Origin of the sequence: Flintibacter hominis, assembly GCF_014287965.1 — a bacterium.
GTDB lineage: Bacteria > Bacillota > Clostridia > Oscillospirales > Oscillospiraceae > Lawsonibacter > Lawsonibacter aceti.
The window spans coordinates 1-16,595 of the sequence record NZ_JACOPO010000015.1 but is presented as its reverse complement, the minus strand read 5'-3'; the positions used below and the strand labels follow the sequence as shown (position 1 = coordinate 16,595).

24 protein-coding genes, 1 tRNA gene and 1 pseudogene are annotated in these 16,595 nt (G+C 50.6%); 1 reads left to right on the top strand and 25 read right to left on the bottom strand.

The window, feature by feature from the left end:
• The 14 genes from H8S11_RS13410 to H8S11_RS13345 all read right to left on the bottom strand — a co-directional run.
• Positions 1 to 699 (bottom strand): hypothetical protein (locus tag H8S11_RS13410; RefSeq protein WP_186853494.1); only part of this gene is annotated, 699 nt, incomplete at its 3' end.
• Positions 696 to 1,082, bottom strand: coding sequence for a hypothetical protein (locus H8S11_RS13405; RefSeq protein ID WP_186853493.1), 387 nt, complete (start codon positions 1,080 to 1,082; stop codon positions 696 to 698). The genes H8S11_RS13405 and H8S11_RS13410, both read right to left, overlap by 4 nt.
• Positions 1,083 to 1,089: 7 nt before the next feature.
• Complete coding sequence (locus H8S11_RS13400; protein ID WP_186853492.1) at positions 1,090 to 2,976, bottom strand: phage tail protein; 1,887 nt, start codon at positions 2,974 to 2,976, stop codon at positions 1,090 to 1,092.
• Between the two features lie 81 nt (positions 2,977 to 3,057).
• Positions 3,058 to 3,690, bottom strand: a complete 633-nt coding sequence (locus H8S11_RS13395) for a Gp15 family bacteriophage protein (RefSeq protein WP_186853491.1) — start codon at positions 3,688 to 3,690, stop codon at positions 3,058 to 3,060.
• Entirely contained in the window at positions 3,687 to 4,046 is a 360-nt protein-coding gene (locus tag H8S11_RS13390) for a hypothetical protein (RefSeq protein ID WP_186853490.1), read from the bottom strand. The genes H8S11_RS13395 and H8S11_RS13390 overlap by 4 nt, the downstream gene beginning before the upstream one ends.
• A gap of 12 nt (positions 4,047 to 4,058) precedes the next feature.
• Positions 4,059 to 4,556 carry a phage tail tube protein gene (locus H8S11_RS13385; RefSeq protein ID WP_186853489.1) on the bottom strand — a complete coding sequence of 166 codons (498 nt, stop codon included), beginning with the start codon at positions 4,554 to 4,556 and terminating at the stop codon, positions 4,059 to 4,061.
• Positions 4,553 to 4,990, bottom strand: coding sequence for a hypothetical protein (locus H8S11_RS13380; RefSeq protein ID WP_186853488.1), 438 nt, complete (start codon positions 4,988 to 4,990; stop codon positions 4,553 to 4,555). Before H8S11_RS13380 ends, H8S11_RS13385 begins: the two co-directional genes overlap by 4 nt.
• 4 nt (positions 4,991 to 4,994) lie before the next feature.
• Positions 4,995 to 5,390: a minor capsid protein gene (locus H8S11_RS13375; protein WP_186853487.1), complete on the bottom strand. Its 396-nt coding sequence runs from the start codon at positions 5,388 to 5,390 to the stop codon at positions 4,995 to 4,997.
• Positions 5,387 to 5,785 (bottom strand): DUF6751 family protein, encoded by a 399-nt coding sequence (locus H8S11_RS13370; protein ID WP_186853486.1) that lies wholly within the window; start codon positions 5,783 to 5,785, stop codon positions 5,387 to 5,389. The genes H8S11_RS13375 and H8S11_RS13370 overlap by 4 nt, the downstream gene beginning before the upstream one ends.
• Positions 5,782 to 6,126, bottom strand: coding sequence for a head-tail connector protein (locus tag H8S11_RS13365; RefSeq protein ID WP_186853485.1), 345 nt, complete (start codon positions 6,124 to 6,126; stop codon positions 5,782 to 5,784). Before H8S11_RS13365 ends, H8S11_RS13370 begins: the two co-directional genes overlap by 4 nt.
• 18 nt (positions 6,127 to 6,144) lie before the next feature.
• Positions 6,145 to 7,317: a hypothetical protein gene (locus H8S11_RS13360; protein WP_186853484.1), complete on the bottom strand. Its 1,173-nt coding sequence runs from the start codon at positions 7,315 to 7,317 to the stop codon at positions 6,145 to 6,147.
• A gap of 8 nt (positions 7,318 to 7,325) precedes the next feature.
• Positions 7,326 to 7,934, bottom strand: coding sequence for a phage scaffolding protein (locus tag H8S11_RS13355; protein WP_186853483.1), 609 nt, complete (start codon positions 7,932 to 7,934; stop codon positions 7,326 to 7,328).
• Between the two features lie 207 nt (positions 7,935 to 8,141).
• Positions 8,142 to 8,756: a GIY-YIG nuclease family protein gene (locus tag H8S11_RS13350; RefSeq protein WP_186853482.1), complete on the bottom strand. Its 615-nt coding sequence runs from the start codon at positions 8,754 to 8,756 to the stop codon at positions 8,142 to 8,144.
• Positions 8,753 to 8,962: a helix-turn-helix domain-containing protein gene (locus H8S11_RS13345; RefSeq protein ID WP_186853481.1), complete on the bottom strand. Its 210-nt coding sequence runs from the start codon at positions 8,960 to 8,962 to the stop codon at positions 8,753 to 8,755. The genes H8S11_RS13350 and H8S11_RS13345 overlap by 4 nt, the downstream gene beginning before the upstream one ends.
• A 419-nt stretch (positions 8,963 to 9,381) precedes the next feature.
• Here H8S11_RS13345 and H8S11_RS13340 point away from each other — a divergent pair, with 419 nt between their 5' ends.
• Entirely contained in the window at positions 9,382 to 9,609 is a 228-nt protein-coding gene (locus tag H8S11_RS13340) for a hypothetical protein (RefSeq protein WP_186853480.1), read from the top strand.
• A gap of 45 nt (positions 9,610 to 9,654) precedes the next feature.
• On the opposite strand, the gene H8S11_RS13335 is transcribed toward H8S11_RS13340, so the two are convergent.
• The 11 genes and pseudogenes from H8S11_RS13335 to H8S11_RS13785 all read right to left on the bottom strand — a co-directional run.
• Positions 9,655 to 9,792, bottom strand: a complete 138-nt coding sequence (locus tag H8S11_RS13335) for a hypothetical protein (protein WP_186853479.1) — start codon at positions 9,790 to 9,792, stop codon at positions 9,655 to 9,657.
• Positions 9,789 to 10,958, bottom strand: a complete 1,170-nt coding sequence (locus H8S11_RS13330; protein WP_186853478.1) for a phage minor capsid protein — start codon at positions 10,956 to 10,958, stop codon at positions 9,789 to 9,791. The genes H8S11_RS13335 and H8S11_RS13330 overlap by 4 nt, the downstream gene beginning before the upstream one ends.
• Positions 10,939 to 12,312 (bottom strand): hypothetical protein, encoded by a 1,374-nt coding sequence (locus H8S11_RS13325; protein ID WP_186853477.1) that lies wholly within the window; start codon positions 12,310 to 12,312, stop codon positions 10,939 to 10,941. Before H8S11_RS13325 ends, H8S11_RS13330 begins: the two co-directional genes overlap by 20 nt.
• 22 nt (positions 12,313 to 12,334) lie before the next feature.
• Positions 12,335 to 13,534: a PBSX family phage terminase large subunit gene (locus tag H8S11_RS13320; protein ID WP_366461187.1), complete on the bottom strand. Its 1,200-nt coding sequence runs from the start codon at positions 13,532 to 13,534 to the stop codon at positions 12,335 to 12,337.
• A gap of 59 nt (positions 13,535 to 13,593) precedes the next feature.
• Positions 13,594 to 13,989 (bottom strand): helix-turn-helix domain-containing protein, encoded by a 396-nt coding sequence (locus tag H8S11_RS13315; protein WP_186853475.1) that lies wholly within the window; start codon positions 13,987 to 13,989, stop codon positions 13,594 to 13,596.
• A gap of 352 nt (positions 13,990 to 14,341) precedes the next feature.
• Positions 14,342 to 14,420 (bottom strand) — tRNA-OTHER (locus H8S11_RS13310).
• A gap of 299 nt (positions 14,421 to 14,719) precedes the next feature.
• On the bottom strand, positions 14,720 to 14,932 hold the full coding sequence (locus tag H8S11_RS13305) for a helix-turn-helix domain-containing protein (protein WP_186853451.1): 213 nt from the start codon (positions 14,930 to 14,932) through the stop codon (positions 14,720 to 14,722).
• Between the two features lie 197 nt (positions 14,933 to 15,129).
• Entirely contained in the window at positions 15,130 to 15,453 is a 324-nt protein-coding gene (locus H8S11_RS13300) for a hypothetical protein (protein WP_186853474.1), read from the bottom strand.
• On the bottom strand, positions 15,450 to 15,770 hold the full coding sequence (locus H8S11_RS13295; protein WP_186853473.1) for a dATP/dGTP diphosphohydrolase domain-containing protein: 321 nt from the start codon (positions 15,768 to 15,770) through the stop codon (positions 15,450 to 15,452). Before H8S11_RS13295 ends, H8S11_RS13300 begins: the two co-directional genes overlap by 4 nt.
• Entirely contained in the window at positions 15,767 to 16,309 is a 543-nt protein-coding gene (locus H8S11_RS13290; protein WP_186853472.1) for a hypothetical protein, read from the bottom strand. Before H8S11_RS13290 ends, H8S11_RS13295 begins: the two co-directional genes overlap by 4 nt.
• 101 nt (positions 16,310 to 16,410) lie before the next feature.
• A pseudogene (locus H8S11_RS13785) lies at positions 16,411 to 16,595 on the bottom strand (hypothetical protein); the annotation flags it as partial.

Sequence of the window (16,595 nt, the reverse complement as noted above, 5' to 3'; positions counted from 1 at the left end):
TAACTCATACATCGGGCTATTAAATGTGATAATATCCCCTTGCTGGGCAGTTCCTTCAAACAGCTTGGTTTCCTCTCCGCCCTCCACATATTGGTGCTCTGTGACTACCACCTGGGTTATTTTTGCTGTTTCCGGGGCTTTCGCTCCCACCAGCATATAATCCTCATTGATATTTCCAGAGATGCCATCCCACAGGCTTTCAATGCGTAAAACGCCGTCCAAATCCGTTTTGATCCATGCTCCAATCGCTATCAGGACTTGGACCAGGTTGTCCCGCTGTGTAGCAACAGGCAGCCAACCATATAGCTTAACGTCTGCATATTTGTTTTGGATTGAAAAAGGGACTGTGCCACAGATGCTAGCAATAACTTCCTGCGCTGTTTGCCCGGTGTATATTCCTCCATAATGTTGTCCCTCAGTTAAAATACCAATGGCTGATGTAGCGTAAAGACTATATCTATTAGGCCCCACTCGCTCTACTTCTTGAAGGTAAAATATCCCTCGCTGGGCGCCATTGTAGATCCATTTTAAGGGTGTATTTCGAGCGAATCCAATAAACACTCCATCTGGGTCACGGGCCTCAGCGGATAGTGTATTGACCTCCAGAGAGGATGAGCGGAGAGACATAGCGATATGTACATTTCCCGAAAAGATATCCTTTTGGTAAAATGTCTTTCCGTTATAAACAAGCTGATTCATGTCGGCACCTTCTTTGGCTCCCTGGCGTAAAATGTGACGGTCAAACCGCCCCAGCAGGTCCCATCATCCATGTATTCCACTGTATCCTCAACGACCTCTATATAGGCCTCATAAGATAGTGTGGTTTGCCCGTAGGGTGCCACAACAGTGTGACTATCCACCGGGGATGTCAGTACCTCATAAAGAGAGTCATAGTCATCACGGCTCATCCCATCAGCAGAAAGTTGGAATGTGTAGTCAAAAAAAGTCCCTTGGAGGTCCCTCCAGTGATAACCGGAAAGAGCGTTGTCTGCGTTTGGCCCATCTGAGAGTCTGGCTTTACGGGCAATAGATTCTACGCCTATGTTGTATCCAACCCCGTCTATGGTGAAAATATTATCCATAGCCACCTCACTCCACCAAGTCTGTACCGCTTCTACGGTCCTCGTCCCTTAGATAAGGCCGCAAAAACATTGACGCCTCTCTCGGATAGAAGCCAATGTCCAGTTTGACTCGTTGTGAACTGTTCCCATAAACCTCACCGCTCTTGTTTGTATCAGCAGTTTCTCGGACGGTCGTAGCCGCCACCGAACCTGGGACCATTCCGTCGTTAACCAAGGTAACACGTCGCTCAATATTAGGCATAGCGCGCTCTAACTCGCTAAGTACATCTAGTCTGGATACAGCAGATTTGACAGAGGCTGCGTTTCCCTCCAGCCCGTTCGCTATCCCTTGGTCAATATTCTTGCCCAGGCGCTCCCCTCGCTTAGACGGAGAATGTACCTCTGCTTCTTTCTCGGCGGTTCCAAAAATCGCATCTATGACAGAACCTATGGCGTCTACCACATTCCCGACCATGGACAAGAATCCATCTATCAGGCCCTGAATGATATTGGCTCCAATGTCAAACAGCATTTGTGGCAACTGGGCAAACCCATCCAAAATAGCTTTAACTACATCAGGAAGCGCAAGCACAATGCTTGGAATCGCACTTATGATGCCGTAAACTAGAGCAGTAAGAATTTCGACGCCGGTTCCAATTATTTCAGGAAGATTCTCTATGATAAAATCAATAATGGATGTAAGTATCTGCGGGAGATTTTCCATCAAAATTGGAATTGCAGAAACAATCCCATCTATCAGGCTTATAAGAATGTCGGCCCCTGTATCCAGAATGGAGGGCAAATTTTCGGTAAAATATTCTGAAATTGACGATATTATTTCTGGCAGCTTCTCTACAAGGGACGGAATGCCATTTTTGATTCCATCCGCTATGTATTTGAGAAGTTCAATCCCGGCATCCAACAAGGAGGGAGCCAGTTCTACAAGAGCAACGAATATTTCTTCGACCACCTGTGCCAGTCCGTCCAGCAGGGTCGGCAGATTATCGATGATCCCCTGCAAAATAGCTTGGAGAACATCCACGCCAAAGGAAAGAAAATCCGGGAGCTTCTCCACCAGCGCCGTGACCATATCGCCGATGGCCGCAGAAAGCGCCTCATCCGCTCCATCTACACCATTGACCAGGTCATTGAACGCCGTAACGACACTTGCGATTGAAGGGAGAAATTCAGATAGGAGATTATTTTTTACTTTTGATACGGTTTCTCCCAGTTGAGATAACGTATCATCGAGAAGGATCTGATTTTCTCTCGCCTGAATCAGCGCTTCGTTGTTTCGATAAAATGCCTCGCTCGCTTGGTCGTAGGTCCTGGACAGGGTGTCCATAATAAGCTGGTTGCGTTCACTCTCAGAGGTACATTCGGCCAACTTTTCGTTAAACTCATCCTCGGAGATTCCAGCCCAGTTGAGCGCGTCAGCCAGAACGCCGGTTACCTGACCGACCTTCGCCGTCTCGTTTGCGCTTTCAATCAGCCCTTCGATTGGAAGGGAGTCGCCAAAGGTACCGAATACACCAGCGGCGATATCGGTCCATGTGGATACGTCCTCCTCATTCTCCGCCAGTTTTGCCAAGAGCTGGGATGCCTCGGTAGCCGTATCGGTATCGCCAAGTATTTTGTAAAAGTCGCCGTAAGCTTTGGAGGCTGTTTCAGGTCCATATCCCGCCGCCTCAAAGGCGGTATTCAATTTACCTTGGGCGACTCGGTATTCTTCGGTAGCAGATTCCAGGGCTAGGAGTCCGGTCACCGCTCCAGTTGCGGCGGTTGCTACTCCTCCAATGGCCGCTACAGTTCCTTTCAGCGCCGTCTTGGCAACGCCACCCAACTTGGATAAGCCAGACTTAAAACCGCTTTCGTCGATATCTGTTCCGATTTTTACAGTGCCATCGTTCGCCAATCATGCCACCTCCTGTGGCTATGGCACTACGGCACTTTCAGCTCAAATATTTTTTTGCAGATCTTGCACTTTAACCATAAGTCATTTGCTCGTGCTTTCGGACCCAGCATCACCCGGCTGTCCACTACTCCGCAGTACGGACAAACTGGCTTGCGCTTCTTCGTATCTTCGTTTGACATAATCTTTCATGTCCTGTTCTGTCTTATAGCCTGTGTTTCCAGTCCCAAGAGAGTAGCGTGATTTCATTTCCCGGTAGAACTGTTTTTGCTGCTTTGGGACATCCTTCAAATCTACTGTCCGGTAGGTCATGATCCGGCAGATCTCACAGTCTTGGGGAAGGGATTTGAACAGCGCTTTGAACCGCCACCAATGCAATTTTGCTGTGCTTAAATCTATCCCATAGCACTCCCAAAAAGCGGAGAAAATAAACTCGCTGTCCTGCTCAAAGTCAAATGCCTGTGGATGTTTCTTTCCTGGAGCCAATTTCTCTTGCGAGGCTGCAGAATAGAACTCCAGCATGGACTCCAGTGTGTCATTGGAGGGCGGAAGGCCCAGAGAAGTCATGAACTCACAGAGCCGTTCTGCTTTCCTTCCGTCCTCTTCTTTTGCCAGCAAGATTCCTTGAAATTCGATCCAGCACCGGAAATCTGTATCCACAGGGTATAAGACTCCGTCAATGGTGATTGTTTCCGGCGGCTCCCTGTACAGGCTCATTTTTTCAGATTCTGTAGGGTGAGCAGCTTCTGTACCTCCGGTCGGTTCAGCGCTTCCCTGGCTTCCGCCAGCTTTGCTTCCATTCTTGCTTTCCGTGCGGGTGCGTCATAAGCCGCAATGATGTCCTCACACGCCTTCATCAATTCGTTTGTATCTACCTCTTCCACGCTGGGCAAAGAGCCGGGAGCGAGATCCAAAACGAACATATGGAGCCGCTGGACTGCCTCCCGGCGGGTGATCTCCCCACTACGGTAATCCTGATCGATTTTTGCCACAGATTCGATCTTATCATCCACGGACAATGTTCTAGCGGGCAACTCATAGGTCTTTCCTTGGATGGTAACTTTGTAATTCATGTTGTTCTCTCCTTAGACAGCAGAATATGTATACTCTGTGGGGGCAGTTCCAACGCTCCGAAGGTCTACGGAAATAGCGGAGTTTTCGCCGGCATTTCCGCCGCCATCAGAATTAACGATGATGGAAACGGTGCCCTTCTCTCCCTTACCAGTCAGCAGAGAGAAATAAACATAGGGTACAACGACCTTCTGGCCTACTCCATGAGCGATATCCAGGCCAAAGCAGTAGTCCTGGAAAGCGTCGCCAATGTAGCGGTCGCCGGTGATGGCAAAGGTGCGCTGTGTGCCAGTCTTGGAGGTGGACAGTCCCGTTCGGATATACTGCTTGTCCTGGGTAACGGGGTTCATCTGTGGGTCCAAGCCAGCAATGCCCATCTGCACAACGGTATAGTCCTTCTCCGTGGTGGCCTCCTCTCCAATCCCGACTGCCAATACCCAATCATCGTTGGTAGCAAAGCCAGCAAATTCATCATTCGGAGTATATCCGGCCATTAATTCAGATACTTTCATGCTTTCACTCCTTCTGTATAATACCTAACCCTGACCTGGAACATATAGCGGGCGACGGTGCCCGCCTCATTCACCCCGGCCAGATTCGGCATATTTTGTAGATTTTCAATACTTAGCACCTTACATTCCTGGAATTTAGGGAAGTTTCGCGATCTGTTCTGCTCATCGATCCAGTCCATAAAGTCCTGAACGCTCTGCGCCTGCTCTGCGTTGACATCGCTTGTGCCTTGATCCTGGGGCAGCATCTGCACAACGGCGAACTCATAGGCCTTGATCCCCACGTCCCGAATGAACCGCTTCTCCCACACGTCGCTGTACACCGTTTCAATGCTGACACGCCCCGCCTTATCTGTGGCGCTGTTGAAATAGAGGAAGGACTTCACGGCGGGGCACTTCTCCAGAAATTCAAGAATTTCTTTATTTTTGTTCGCCATAAAATCACTTCCTCTTGATATAGGTTTCAATATCCTCCGCTAGTCTGTCGCCCTTTGCAGTCATGGCGGCCCGCTCCCAGTGGGAGGTAGCGAGCGGATGCTTGTCTATAGAGTATTTTAGATTTCTTTCTGTAGCGTGTTTACTGGTATTCCGCTTTGCGTATGTGCTCCACCGGTCATCCACAAACACCTTGCCCTCCCATTGAAAATGTGCATAGGGTGATTTGTAGTGGACATAGTCAGGTGTGATATCCACAGTTTGGTCCAGAGCCCCGCTGTCCATAGGGACATAAGGAGAACAATAGGCATGCAGTCGAGTATGGGCATATTTCCTGACATCATCTGAAAATATCCGTTTGAACGTTTTCTTCGGGTTGAAAATCTCAACACTGATATTCATACGCCCTCCAGGTGGATGTGTCCCAATGGAAGCCTTGTGTTGTCCCGGACAGAGCGGACGGTCATGAACTCGTATCGTCCCGCCACCGCCCGCACATTGTCCGGGGTCACATTCTCCGCTACCTTCCCATGTACCACGATGTCGCCAACAGACGCTGTAAAGCCGTTCATCTTGCCCGTCCACTCCTGATAAGGGTGGTAGTCCAGTGACTCAGGGATACGGACCGTCACCGTCTGGCCCAGCGATACATCAACGCCAGACACGCCCCTTACGGTAGTGCGAACGAACACACAGCCGGTTAGAACGGTCTTTTTCCATGCGTCCAGGCCGTCCGGGCTGTCCTCTGCTGCTCTCCGGTTCAGAAGCGTAATCGTCTCACGAAACAGCGGCGTCATATCCCAACCTCCAGGCTGACCAGCTCAACGGGAAGTATCTCCACGATTTGATCATACACGGAGCCCATCATCTGCTCCTCCGTTTGGGCGGAAGCATAGTTGACAGTCAGGCCGTCGTTGCTGGTACTCGCTACATTAACAAAGCCGCTCTTGATTCTTTCCATAGCGTCGATAATGAGCGCCATACACAGGCGGATATCATCGTCTGGCCCTGTGATCCGTCCCTGCGTCCAGTAATCCAGCTTTTTTCTCGCCAGTTGCTCCAGGCGGGGGAAGGCCGACGAGTTGGCCCTCCCGCCAAGGGCTTTGTACTGCTCATAGGTGATATAGCCACACATCAAGCCTTCCCCCTCCTTCTTTTAGGTCTTGGCCGTCACAGTAGCGTTACCGGCATTCTGTGCCTTATAGGTGCTGTCAGCTTCCACAACGGTGATCTTATGTCCGGTGGTGGCAGTAATGTCAGACACGCCGTCCCAAGTAGTCCAGTTCCGCACACTCTGACCGTAAGTAACTACCGGAGCCGTAGAGGGGTCAGTTTTGTACTTGTACACGTTGGTGGGGGACTCCTTTATGGGAGTAACTGTCAGCTTGGTATCGCCGGATGCGGTTCCCGCCGCACTCTGCACCGTCAGCGTCCCCAGGGTGGGAGTGCTGTCCACATCAATAACCGCAATACCATCCAAATACTCCGCAAACAGGGTCATGCCCATGATGGCAAAGCTCTCGGACACGGCAGTGTGGTAGTTGCCCTCCACATGGAAGCCGATTAGATTCGTCTCACCGTCCGTGGTATAGACCAGACCAGCCCTTGCAAAGTCACTGGTAGACGGGTCCACATAATACAGAACAATATTCTCCACAGGAGTGGCAATCACTCGTCCGCGGGGGATTTCCTCGTCAGACAGCAGGAACACAGTGGAGAAGCCCATGAAGTTCTGCACATACTGGAAGCCAAAAGCTGTCTGGACGGTGATATTGGCGTCGCCCAGATAGTCGTAGAGGTCCAAGACATTGGCAAATCCCACTACATTGGTGACGGTCCGGTGGATCTGCTTAAACTTATTGATGACTAGGCCCTTGGACATGGCGAGGGCTCTTTGCCAGGTGGTTTCAGAGCTGGCAAGTTTGCCGGTGTTCAGGTAGGCGTAGAAGCGGCGGGTCACGTTGTCCTGCAATTCATACAGGAATGCGTCGTCCGTCATGCCAACAGCCACGTCATAGCCATAGGTCTTAATGGCCTCGATGGAAACAGCCTTGGCATACTTCTCCACAGTCATCTCTTCGTAGGGGGTCTCAATGACTGTGGCCTTAGAGTAAGGAATTTCCTCGCCCTCTCCCACGTTTCCGCTCTGAAGGGTAACAGAAGCAGTCTTACTCTTTAGAATAGCGCCGGGCTCTTTGCGGATAGGGCGCATGATGCCCAGGATCTCCCGCAGGTGCTCCCAGTTGCGGGCAAAGCGGGTCACAAAGTCAATGACACGCGCGGTAGACTGGATGTCGGACGATTTGGTCAAATTATCTTTTGCTGCCATAATCTTTATCAATCCTTTCTAAACAGGTCTAAATGTTCGGCAATAGCGGCCTGACGCTCTGAGGCATCTTTAATACTCATGATTTGGTCCTTAGTCATATTGCCGCTGGTGTCGGTTTTGGTAACTCCGGCGATCTTCAACGGTTCATGCTGTGGGTTCTTGAAAATGCCGTCTACGTCTTTGGTCATGTCGGAAAACAGGTCAGCGGGCTTTTTGCCTTTGTTTGCTGGGTCTTGGATGGCCTTTTTCAACTCCCCCAAAAAATGGGTGCGTGTATACTCGTTGACAAACTCCCGACCCTCGAGGGCGCTCTCTGCGGTCTGTGTGAGGATGGCGTCCACCTGCGCTTCCTTCTCCGCCTTGGCTCGATCCGCTTCGGCCTGCTTGTACTTGTCAAGCTCCGCCTGGATAGCGGCGGCGTCGCCCTTGGCCTTTTCCAAGTTGGCGATGGTCTCGTCCTTTTCGGCAAGTTGTCTTCGGAGATTTTCCAATTCGGTCTTTTGGTCCTCCGTCTTTCCCTTCACTTTTCCAATGTCACGGCTGTTTAAGTCCAAAATGCTGTTTACTTGCTCGTCCGAAATGTCCTTCAAAATTGCTTTGATCTCTTCTCTGGTCATAATCTTCTCCTCTACCACTTCGCTTTTTTCTCGTGGGTCGCATCCACTGTGGCCCCGTAGTTTCTCGACTTCGGGTCGGTCAAATGTTGTATAAAACCGCAAATGCGGGTTTTACCAAAAGAAAAAACGTGGGCAACCAACTACAATCTGTAGTCAGTTACCCACGCTCGGGTCTTCCGCCTCAACGCTTAGAGGCGGGAGCAATATTTAGTTGATATGTTCTCTCAAAATATCCAGGATATACGCCTGCACGCTTTTCCCTGCATCAGCCGCAGCTTTCCTTATTTTTGCGCCCTCCTCCGTCGTTGGGCGTATCATAATATTGTCGCGGCTTTTTCTTACATTTCTTCTTGCTGAGATGGGAGCAGACCTTTTTTCTATGTGCTCTAAAAAAATAGCTATCGCCTCATCCCGTCTTCGTGATGGGGCATGATTACGCCAGGCACGCAAACCAGAAAAATCATCTTTTCTGTAATTTGGGACATCTTTTGTATTATAAGTTTCCTTGCACCCACCAGCCAATAGCAAAAATCTTCTTTCTGCATCCCACAAATCGTATTGTGTCCCGCCATCGGGTAACTCCCATAAAACCGATGCTTTGAAAGTCATACCATCTTGAACCGCAAGTTGCATTTTATAAGAGGAAAGGGTTTTCTGAATGTATCCGTTTTTCGCATCAATAAGACTTCTATCGTGTTGAACGATCCTTTGGCTAACATTCAAAGATGAGCCAATATATTGTTTCCCGTTTTGGTCTGCCAAAGAATAGACGCCAGGCCCGTTGTATTCCGGGATTTCAATAATTATTAGCCCATTCCTCATATCACTGTCCCACCTGGAAAGGCAAACTCTGCTTTCCAAAGGCCGCCAAGCGCCTCCGCTATCTTTTCCATATCTTCCATCGTCAATGTATTGCGCTTAATTTTCTGGTTTAGGTTTGATGGGGTCGTTCCAATTCTACGGGCAAGTTCAGCTTGACTGATACCCGCATAGGCCAAAGCCATTTTAATTTTCTGTTCTATAGTCATGCACTTCACCCCTCAACTACAGTATACAGAATTTACTCTATATTGTCAAGTTTAAAATAAAAATTATTTAGAAAAAGATTAATTTATCTATTGACAATATTAAGCGTTTGCTGTATAATATACTCGTAAGGCAGAGATACAAAATCTCTTACAGAAAGGAGTGAGGTGAATGAACGAAATGCAGGTCACGGAGGCTCTGTTGCGAGCCATCCTAGAACTCATTGAGAAGTGCGACACGCTGGAAGAAGTCCGGGAAAGCGTCAAGCGCATCATGAATGAGTAAAAAGTGGGGCGGCTGAGTTAACCCAATGCCCACCGCCCCACACCACCAAAGGTGAGCCGGGAGCCTTACCCCGGCCACCTTGATTATATCAGTGTAAGGCAGATAAATCAAGGCCGCAGGCCGGGAGGGAAAGAAAATGTTGAATCAGGAAATGAGAACCGTAACCATGAGCCGCTCCGATATGCTCCGCGTACAGCAGGCGCTCACTCACCTGGTAATCGAATATCAGCGAGAGGCCAACGACCCAGACACCACCGACGACTGTCGAGAGATCGTAAAACGCTCCCTGGCTATGTGGGAGAACATCCGAAACGACTTTAAGTGGCAGATGAACGAGCAGGACCCAGAAGAGTTCCGGCAGTAACTACACCGCCCGCCCCGGAGGTCACGAGGGCACCCAATCCGGCCCCTAACTGGGGCGGGTTTCTTTTATCTCTTCCCGCTTGATATGTATAATTTTAACACCATTTTTCACGGGAATCAACTCCACACGGTCACCCTTAGCAAGAATAGCCTTGATTTTCGCTTTTATAGTTTCGTCAATCATATTTTCTGCACCGTCGGTCCTGTTATAGATCTTGTCCTTTCCGGCCTTGGGGTAAGCCCAGCCTGTTCGCAAAATCGCTTGTATTCTGCGCTCAGTGCCGCTGATTTCTTCCGGGCCTGTGTAGCTCCCAGCTTGTCACCTGCGGCTATCATGGCATCCCTCTCGTCCTTTGCATAGCGGATTGCAGTCTCCATCTGCCTTTGTCTCTGGCTGGCTTCGTAGCGGCTCATCTTCTGCCCCTTGTACTCGATCTTTTCTGAGGATCGTCGGTTGATGTCCGCCAGCTCCTTCCGGCTGTAGACCGACTTGGAAACCCCCAGTACGATGGGCGTGGCAAAGTGCTGGCAATTCAGCGTCCCCAAAGGGCGGTCAAGACTGCGATTGATGCGCTCCCACTCCTCATTGGAGAACTGCCGTCCCTGGATGTGGCGGTGGTCGGGGGCGCAGAGGCCGTGGGCGGAGATCTCCACACCATCGGCTCCAAACTCTCGTCCGGTCTCCTCCATCATTTGACTGTTGAGCCGCCGAACACCCTCTAGGATATTCATGCGGGCGGAGGAATCCAAGCGGCGGGAATATCCGCTTTCCCAGGTCACCCGGCGTAGGCCGCTTCGGGCCATCTCCTTGACTGTTGATCGCATTGCGCTCTGATAATCCACAACGCCAGTCTGCACATAGGTAATCGCCCGGTCAATAGCGGAGATGTAGTATTCCCTCAATGGGATGGTCTGCTTTCCACGCTTGAATCCAATCATGTAGGTGTTGGAGATATTGGATGTACCGTCCATAGCCTGACGCTTTGCGGCGTCCACAAAGGAGGACAGTACCGACCTGGCGGCGTAGCTCTGGAGCGCATCCATTTTCCTTGCTCTGTAATAGGTGTTGGCAAACTCTACATTCTCCTTTGCCACCTCCTCGAACAGCCTTTCCACTTCCTGCTGGTTCACACCCATAATACGGGCAACTTCTTTCTCAATGGCCTTGAGGTCCGCCCCAGCATATTCGATGGCTGTTTTCAGGCGGTGAGCGTCCGCCGCGCCGATATCTCCAATTTTACGGATTCGCTCACAGATACGTTGAACAACATAGTTGTTCAGGCTCTCCAGGTTTTCCACGATGTTGTCCGGCAAGCCCTCCAGCCAGGACTCATTCATCAGTCGGCTCATTTATGATCGGCTGAATTGCCGCCTCCTGTATGTACTGGCTTCCGGCTTCTTCGGCAATCTCCTCCACGCGGGCCTTGGCCGTCTCATAATCCTCATCCATCATCCAGGCACGAACCTCCGCCTTATCTACAGCGCCGATTCCCTCCGCAACCGTAAGCTGATTGAAGTGCTCATTCAGTTGTTCGATATAAGAAGCGGACCAATCATAATGCGTCTCCCATAGTCCAATCGGGGCCAGATTATTATAATTGGCAATCACGTCCACAGCGTGGAGCAGATCGTCTGTCCCTCGTTCCAGTGCCCGACGGAACTTGGTGATAACCGCAAATGTCGAGTTAAGCGCCGCCCGCATTTCAGTGGCGGTGGCGTAGGAGGTAGTCGGCGGCGTCAGTATTCCGGGAGACAGGCCACATAGGAGCTCCACCATCTTGTTGTTGACTGTAATTCCGACCTCCAGGTCTGAACCCCGTATCTCTGGAGAAAACTCTTGGATCAGTTTGCCGGGGTTGGCATTATCTCCAACACCTCTCATCATCTGAAAGAAACGCCGTTTTTCCTGTGGTAGCACTACATTTCCGTTTTCATCCTTCACCAAAAGAGTCTTGTCGGCAAAGATCATAGTCTCCTTGGCGCTGTACTCCCGGTTGAAACGCTCATACGCCTCCACCGCCTTTGCCATAGGGCCGTCCACACCGGCTGTAATCTTCACGCCGTTTACGCCGTTCACGTCCGCCCGGTTGACCGCAGGCGACTTATAGCGGCCAAACAGCGGGCGGTCCACATTTGGGATGATCTGTTCCTCTGGGATGTCCTTCCAGGCTGGCACTTGGTCCAACCGAATCTCGTTCGCTCCCTTAAAGGCTACGTTACGGATGATAAGCGCGCTGGTTTCCTGCCCACTCTCAGTCTGTGCCTCCTTAACCATCTGAATCTCATATCGCTGATATAACCCGGACTCATTTTTGATTTCTCCGACCTTCAAAATACAGGACAGGATATCATTCCCGATGGACTCGCATACAGCGAAGTCTCCATTCTTCACGATATCTACGCCCAGGCGCTTGCCATCGGTATATGGCTTAACAATGCAATCCCCAGTTCCCAGAGCTACCTCAGCGGCCACATCCATTCTGTCTCCCAGGTAGTAGTCCAAAAAATTCTGAATAAATTTCGCTCTGGCACTATCCCCCTCAATTGTGATAGTGCTGTCCTGCATGGCCAGGGTCGCCACTTTGTTTGCCACAACCGCTGTTACGGAGATATTTGACATATCGCTGTAATCATCCCGGTATATTGGCTTATCTTGCAACTCCAGCCCGACCTTCTGGGCCAGATAAAGCAAAATGTTCTTCACAAATCCCGTAGGGTACACCCCCTCAATACATATACTGCTTGACAAAGTGATTTATGGAGTACCGTAGCTCGTCCATAGCGTGATTGTATGCGTCTACTGGATTCCCGTGCTCGTCCACGCAGTACATACCGATCTCTTTCAAAAAATCTATGTGTCCATATGTTTCATCTTCCACTAGAAAGAAACATCCGTCCTGAATCATATTTTGTGTGTACTCTATCCCGACCTTGATTCCCTTGGTACTCCCGCGGATATCGTGTGCATTATTGTCCGCGTTTAGTGCGTCGATTCCATAAAGTTCCAGTTCCTTTCGTAACGCCTTACAGGCCGGGTCAATATACCATGCGTCTTCCCGCATATTCCAGCGGTTGCGGCAATATGGCGCAAATGTTCCGGCTAGTTCTCTTGCCTGTACGCTCATAGCCTTGTTCCCGCCGTCGTAGTACCAGTTTGCCACACGGTATAGCGCCATCCCCTTCTTTGTGCGGCAGACCAGGTTACAGGACACGCTTGTGGCATCCGTCAGGCCGCCGTCTCCGGCAAAGTACATCTCAATAGGGCGGGCATCGTCCGGCAGCCGGGGCAGGATGTGCTTAGTCGGATCAAACATGGAGTAAATCACACCCTGGGGGATACACCGTTCTCCCAGCCAGTCCCGCTGATAGAGATATGGATTTCTCTCCAGCGTCCGGCGTAACTCTTCCTTTCGCTCCGGTGTGATAATCGGGTTGTCATCCACCGTCCAATGTGTCCAGCGGGTGTCCTGCACATTGAACACATCTGTGATGACCGGGTGCATGGGTGCTGGCGGGTTCAGGTCGGCCAAATGCCAACGGATATGGGCGGCATACGTCCGGCGGAAGCACTCCTGAATCATGTTCATGTGCAGGATGTCAATCTCGCAGAAGTACACCCCGCCCAAGGATAGGCCACGGATGGTCTTGTCGCTGTCCGCCTTGGCTCCGCCCTTGTAATAGATCTTCTTTACGCCGGAACAGGTTAGAGCCTCCAGGTGGTCCCCATGGTCATCATGCTTCAAGTTCGCTTGCCTTCCAAACAAGTGGATCAGGCCATTTCCATCACCATCCATGACCAACCGAAACGCCTGCTGCTGTGATGCGCCGACCACCAGGAAATTGCTGTCCTTGGAGGTGTTCAAGAAGTCATAGAACCGCAGGATGCAGGCCGTGGTCTTGCCGCTTCTGGGCGTTCCCTCCGCCACATCCAACGTCCAGTCAAATGGGCGATTCAGAAAATCTATTTGCTTTGCGGAAAGGCTCATTATTTCCTCGATTCGTACATATCACGCAGTAACGGGTGAATCTCTTGCCTGTGCTCCGTATTCGCTGTAAATTTGTCAATCAGCGTTCCCAGTGCAGTGGTAATCTGTGCTGGACTGGCCTCCGCCAGCTTCTCCGGGTCGTTCAGGGCGGCCAGCCCTTTTCCGATAATCTCGCAGACAACTCCCTTTTGACTGTCCATATACGCCAGAATGTCGGCGGTGTTCTCGTCTTTTTTCTGATTGCACATTTCTGCAATATCTGCATTTCCTTGCACAATTTTCTTCACCGTGTTAAGAGAAACGCCATTTACTTTTGCTGTTGCGTTATAACTGCCCAACTGTACATAGTCAGCAATAATTTTCTTTTTCTGCTTATCCGTCAGCCGTGCAGCCATAACACCACCTTCCTGTCATACAAATCCGCCCGCAACGAGGCACGGCATATATACCCCTTCCGGGGTATGCTCCGGGTTTGGTCAGGCTTTCCGGGGGCCTGTATGTAATCCGCTGTGCGGTATCACATCAAAAGTCCATTTTCCTCTCGTCTGCGCTTGACGATACAAACGGCATTTTGGCTTTAATGGTAAGTTCCTGTCTGGTGCCACCGCCCGCCTCATGCGGCGAGGAGCGGCGTATGTGCGCTTCCCGCTTAGATTGTCACACCACAACATGCAGTTTTCAGCGAGCATTTTCATTCTCTCTGAGGTGTTGCGCTACGCTCAGATCATCCGGGAGCGACCCGGCCTCTGGTGGAACCTGCAAGATTCGAACTTGCGACCTCTACCCCTTTCGGTTAAGTGACGGATTCCGCCCCGTCCCAGATTCCGCATGCCCCCGTCTTTCCGGGGTGTCAGCTCCTTGGCCTTTGGAGCGTATTGTCTAATGCCCGTAAAGGGCGATGTTGCCGCATGGAGGGCGCGACGCTCCGGCCCGGATGTGTGGGCTGACGCGCTCGTGCGGCGTATGTACCCCGGCAAGCGCCGGGGTTGAGGAGGAAATAGAAGAAGCGAATGGGAGCGCAGGGGCATACGCTCCCACACTCCCATTGTCGCATACATATTTCTGCTCACTCATAAAACTTTATGAATTCGCAATATTTTCTATGAGATTATGAAAGTTTAGGGCTTACTCTTCCTCCATTTTGCAGAGTTCATCGAGGCTAATGTGATAATATGCCGCAATCAGCTTTAGGGCTGTCATTTTTGGCTCCACTTCCCCTCTCTCATATTTTCGTAATGCATCAGGGCTTAAGCCCATTAGCTGTGATGTAACCGTCATGCTCCTGACCGGCCTCATAGACTCCCTTAACCTTCTTAGCCGCTCTGGAAACTCATCCATCCTATCACCATCCTTATAGTCCCTGTTGCTCCATTGGGCAGTCAAAGGATACTCTTTTTCTCCGCTTTCCTATTTCCTTGGATTCACAGTGGTCCACGTCTCCCACTCTACGGCATCCGGTATCCAATAGATGGTTGCAAAAGGGCGCATCCTTGGAATTATTGATACCTCGCCAGTAGACGCAGGTTTTCTCCTTGTTACAGATTTCGACCATATCTCTCCTCCCACGGCTTAAACAGGTCATCTCCAACAATTGCCCTGATCTGCTCGTCAATCTTTGCTTTTGCGTAGACGAACTCGCTATCGTCCTGCTGATCCTCACAGACCATCCGTGCCATACCGTTCATGGCTTCTATGTATGCGGTGCAGAAAGTCTCAGACCTACCGGGGCCAAGCTGGAGGACCTCGTGAGCGGCAATCATGGCAGCATCTTGTCCCATCTGCATCAGCATGTCCATTTTCAGATGGAAAAGAGCGTTATATTTGGCCTCTATCTTGGATATCAAAGCATTTGGCTTCAATGTCCGCCCTCCATTTCAATCAAAAACGCCGCATTACAAGCCAAATGCCACAGGTGAGGCAGTCCGCTTTCCAGATCGCACTTCTCCCCCTTGAGATAGGCTAGCCAGTGCCGGTAGAGTGCATCCCGGTAACGCTGCGGCTCCACCTGCCGCCAGTTCTCCGGGTTGTGATACTTTGCGTTCCCGTACATACGGACCGCCGTCACAGCGTCGATTAGACTAACAGGAGTAAGCGTAGGCCGGGGCTTGCCTGCGTCTGTTTTGGCCTGCTGGTCATCTTCATGTCCCCATGTACTGGTAATGATGACTTCGCTCATTCCGCACCTCCGATGATCTCGTCAAGGGTGACGGACTGACCTGACTTGATTTCCTGGAATAGCGAGTTTTCAATATTCGCAATCCACCCATTGTCGGCTCCAATTATAATTAAAGCATTACTGCCTCGCAACCGCTCAATGTGTGTTGCTTCGGGGAACAGCACGCTAATTATCTTTGCTGATTCCACCTCCTGCTGGGTGAAGCGGGGTTTGCGGATGATGCGGTCGGGGTGGTTGATGAAATCAACAAGGCAAGGCATGCCGGCAGGAAGCCATTGTCCGTATCCACTCCCATTGTATTTCGGCATAGCATACTCTAAAGCGACACCACCGCTTACTCTGTAAATCGCTATGTCATTTCCAGAAACAGTCCACTCTTCATCTACCTCAACCCCCAGCACCTCGCAAATTCTCGGCTTGTCCATGTTGGCTTCCTCCTTTTCATCCTCCACCACCTCATAACCCATCAGGCGGGCGGCTTCGTGGGGATGATCGACAGCCCATTCACTGCAAAAATCGTTAGGGCATCTGTTGTACATGGGGCAAGTGTCACACTCTTTTCCGTAGCAAAACCTTTCTACACCCGTTCTGACATCAAACACTTCCCCCGTCTCAAGGTTTCGAAACTCCATCGTAGTCCTCACACACCTTTCCTAGAAGCAAATGCTGGTGACTTTTTGCTAATGCAATATTCCCAATTCAATTCGTTTGGGTCAACCGGAGAATAACCGCATAGTAACATTGCGTCCTTGAATTCATTGTTTGTTAAATAAATCCCAGTGTCTCTCTCTAAGATGTGCTTTATTCCATAACTGCTTCTCCCAG

Bases quoted from the DNA above. Each gene is read 5' to 3' on its own strand.
- H8S11_RS13305 (WP_186853451.1), bottom strand. From the start codon at position 14,932: ATGGATGAGTTTCCAGAGCGGCTAAGAAGGTTAAGGGAGTCTATGAGG.
- H8S11_RS13405 (WP_186853493.1), bottom strand. From the start codon at position 1,082: ATGGATAATATTTTCACCATAGACGGGGTTGGATACAACATAGGCGTA.
- H8S11_RS13360 (WP_186853484.1), bottom strand. From the start codon at position 7,317: ATGGCAGCAAAAGATAATTTGACCAAATCGTCCGACATCCAGTCTACC.
- H8S11_RS13315 (WP_186853475.1), bottom strand. From the start codon at position 13,989: ATGGCTGCACGGCTGACGGATAAGCAGAAAAAGAAAATTATTGCTGAC.
- H8S11_RS13350 (WP_186853482.1), bottom strand. From the start codon at position 8,756: ATGAGGAATGGGCTAATAATTATTGAAATCCCGGAATACAACGGGCCT.
- H8S11_RS13390 (WP_186853490.1), bottom strand. From the start codon at position 4,046: ATGAATTACAAAGTTACCATCCAAGGAAAGACCTATGAGTTGCCCGCT.
- H8S11_RS13395 (WP_186853491.1), bottom strand. From the start codon at position 3,690: ATGAGCCTGTACAGGGAGCCGCCGGAAACAATCACCATTGACGGAGTC.
- H8S11_RS13335 (WP_186853479.1), bottom strand. From the start codon at position 9,792: ATGATTGACGAAACTATAAAAGCGAAAATCAAGGCTATTCTTGCTAAG.
- H8S11_RS13290 (WP_186853472.1), bottom strand. From the start codon at position 16,309: ATGTACAACAGATGCCCTAACGATTTTTGCAGTGAATGGGCTGTCGAT.
- H8S11_RS13340 (WP_186853480.1), top strand. From the start codon at position 9,382: ATGTTGAATCAGGAAATGAGAACCGTAACCATGAGCCGCTCCGATATG.
- H8S11_RS13375 (WP_186853487.1), bottom strand. From the start codon at position 5,390: ATGAATATCAGTGTTGAGATTTTCAACCCGAAGAAAACGTTCAAACGG.
- H8S11_RS13380 (WP_186853488.1), bottom strand. From the start codon at position 4,990: ATGGCGAACAAAAATAAAGAAATTCTTGAATTTCTGGAGAAGTGCCCC.
- H8S11_RS13330 (WP_186853478.1), bottom strand. From the start codon at position 10,958: ATGAGCCGACTGATGAATGAGTCCTGGCTGGAGGGCTTGCCGGACAAC.
- H8S11_RS13385 (WP_186853489.1), bottom strand. From the start codon at position 4,556: ATGAAAGTATCTGAATTAATGGCCGGATATACTCCGAATGATGAATTT.
- H8S11_RS13295 (WP_186853473.1), bottom strand. From the start codon at position 15,770: ATGAGCGAAGTCATCATTACCAGTACATGGGGACATGAAGATGACCAG.
- H8S11_RS13355 (WP_186853483.1), bottom strand. From the start codon at position 7,934: ATGACCAGAGAAGAGATCAAAGCAATTTTGAAGGACATTTCGGACGAG.
- H8S11_RS13345 (WP_186853481.1), bottom strand. From the start codon at position 8,962: ATGACTATAGAACAGAAAATTAAAATGGCTTTGGCCTATGCGGGTATC.
- H8S11_RS13370 (WP_186853486.1), bottom strand. From the start codon at position 5,785: ATGACGCCGCTGTTTCGTGAGACGATTACGCTTCTGAACCGGAGAGCA.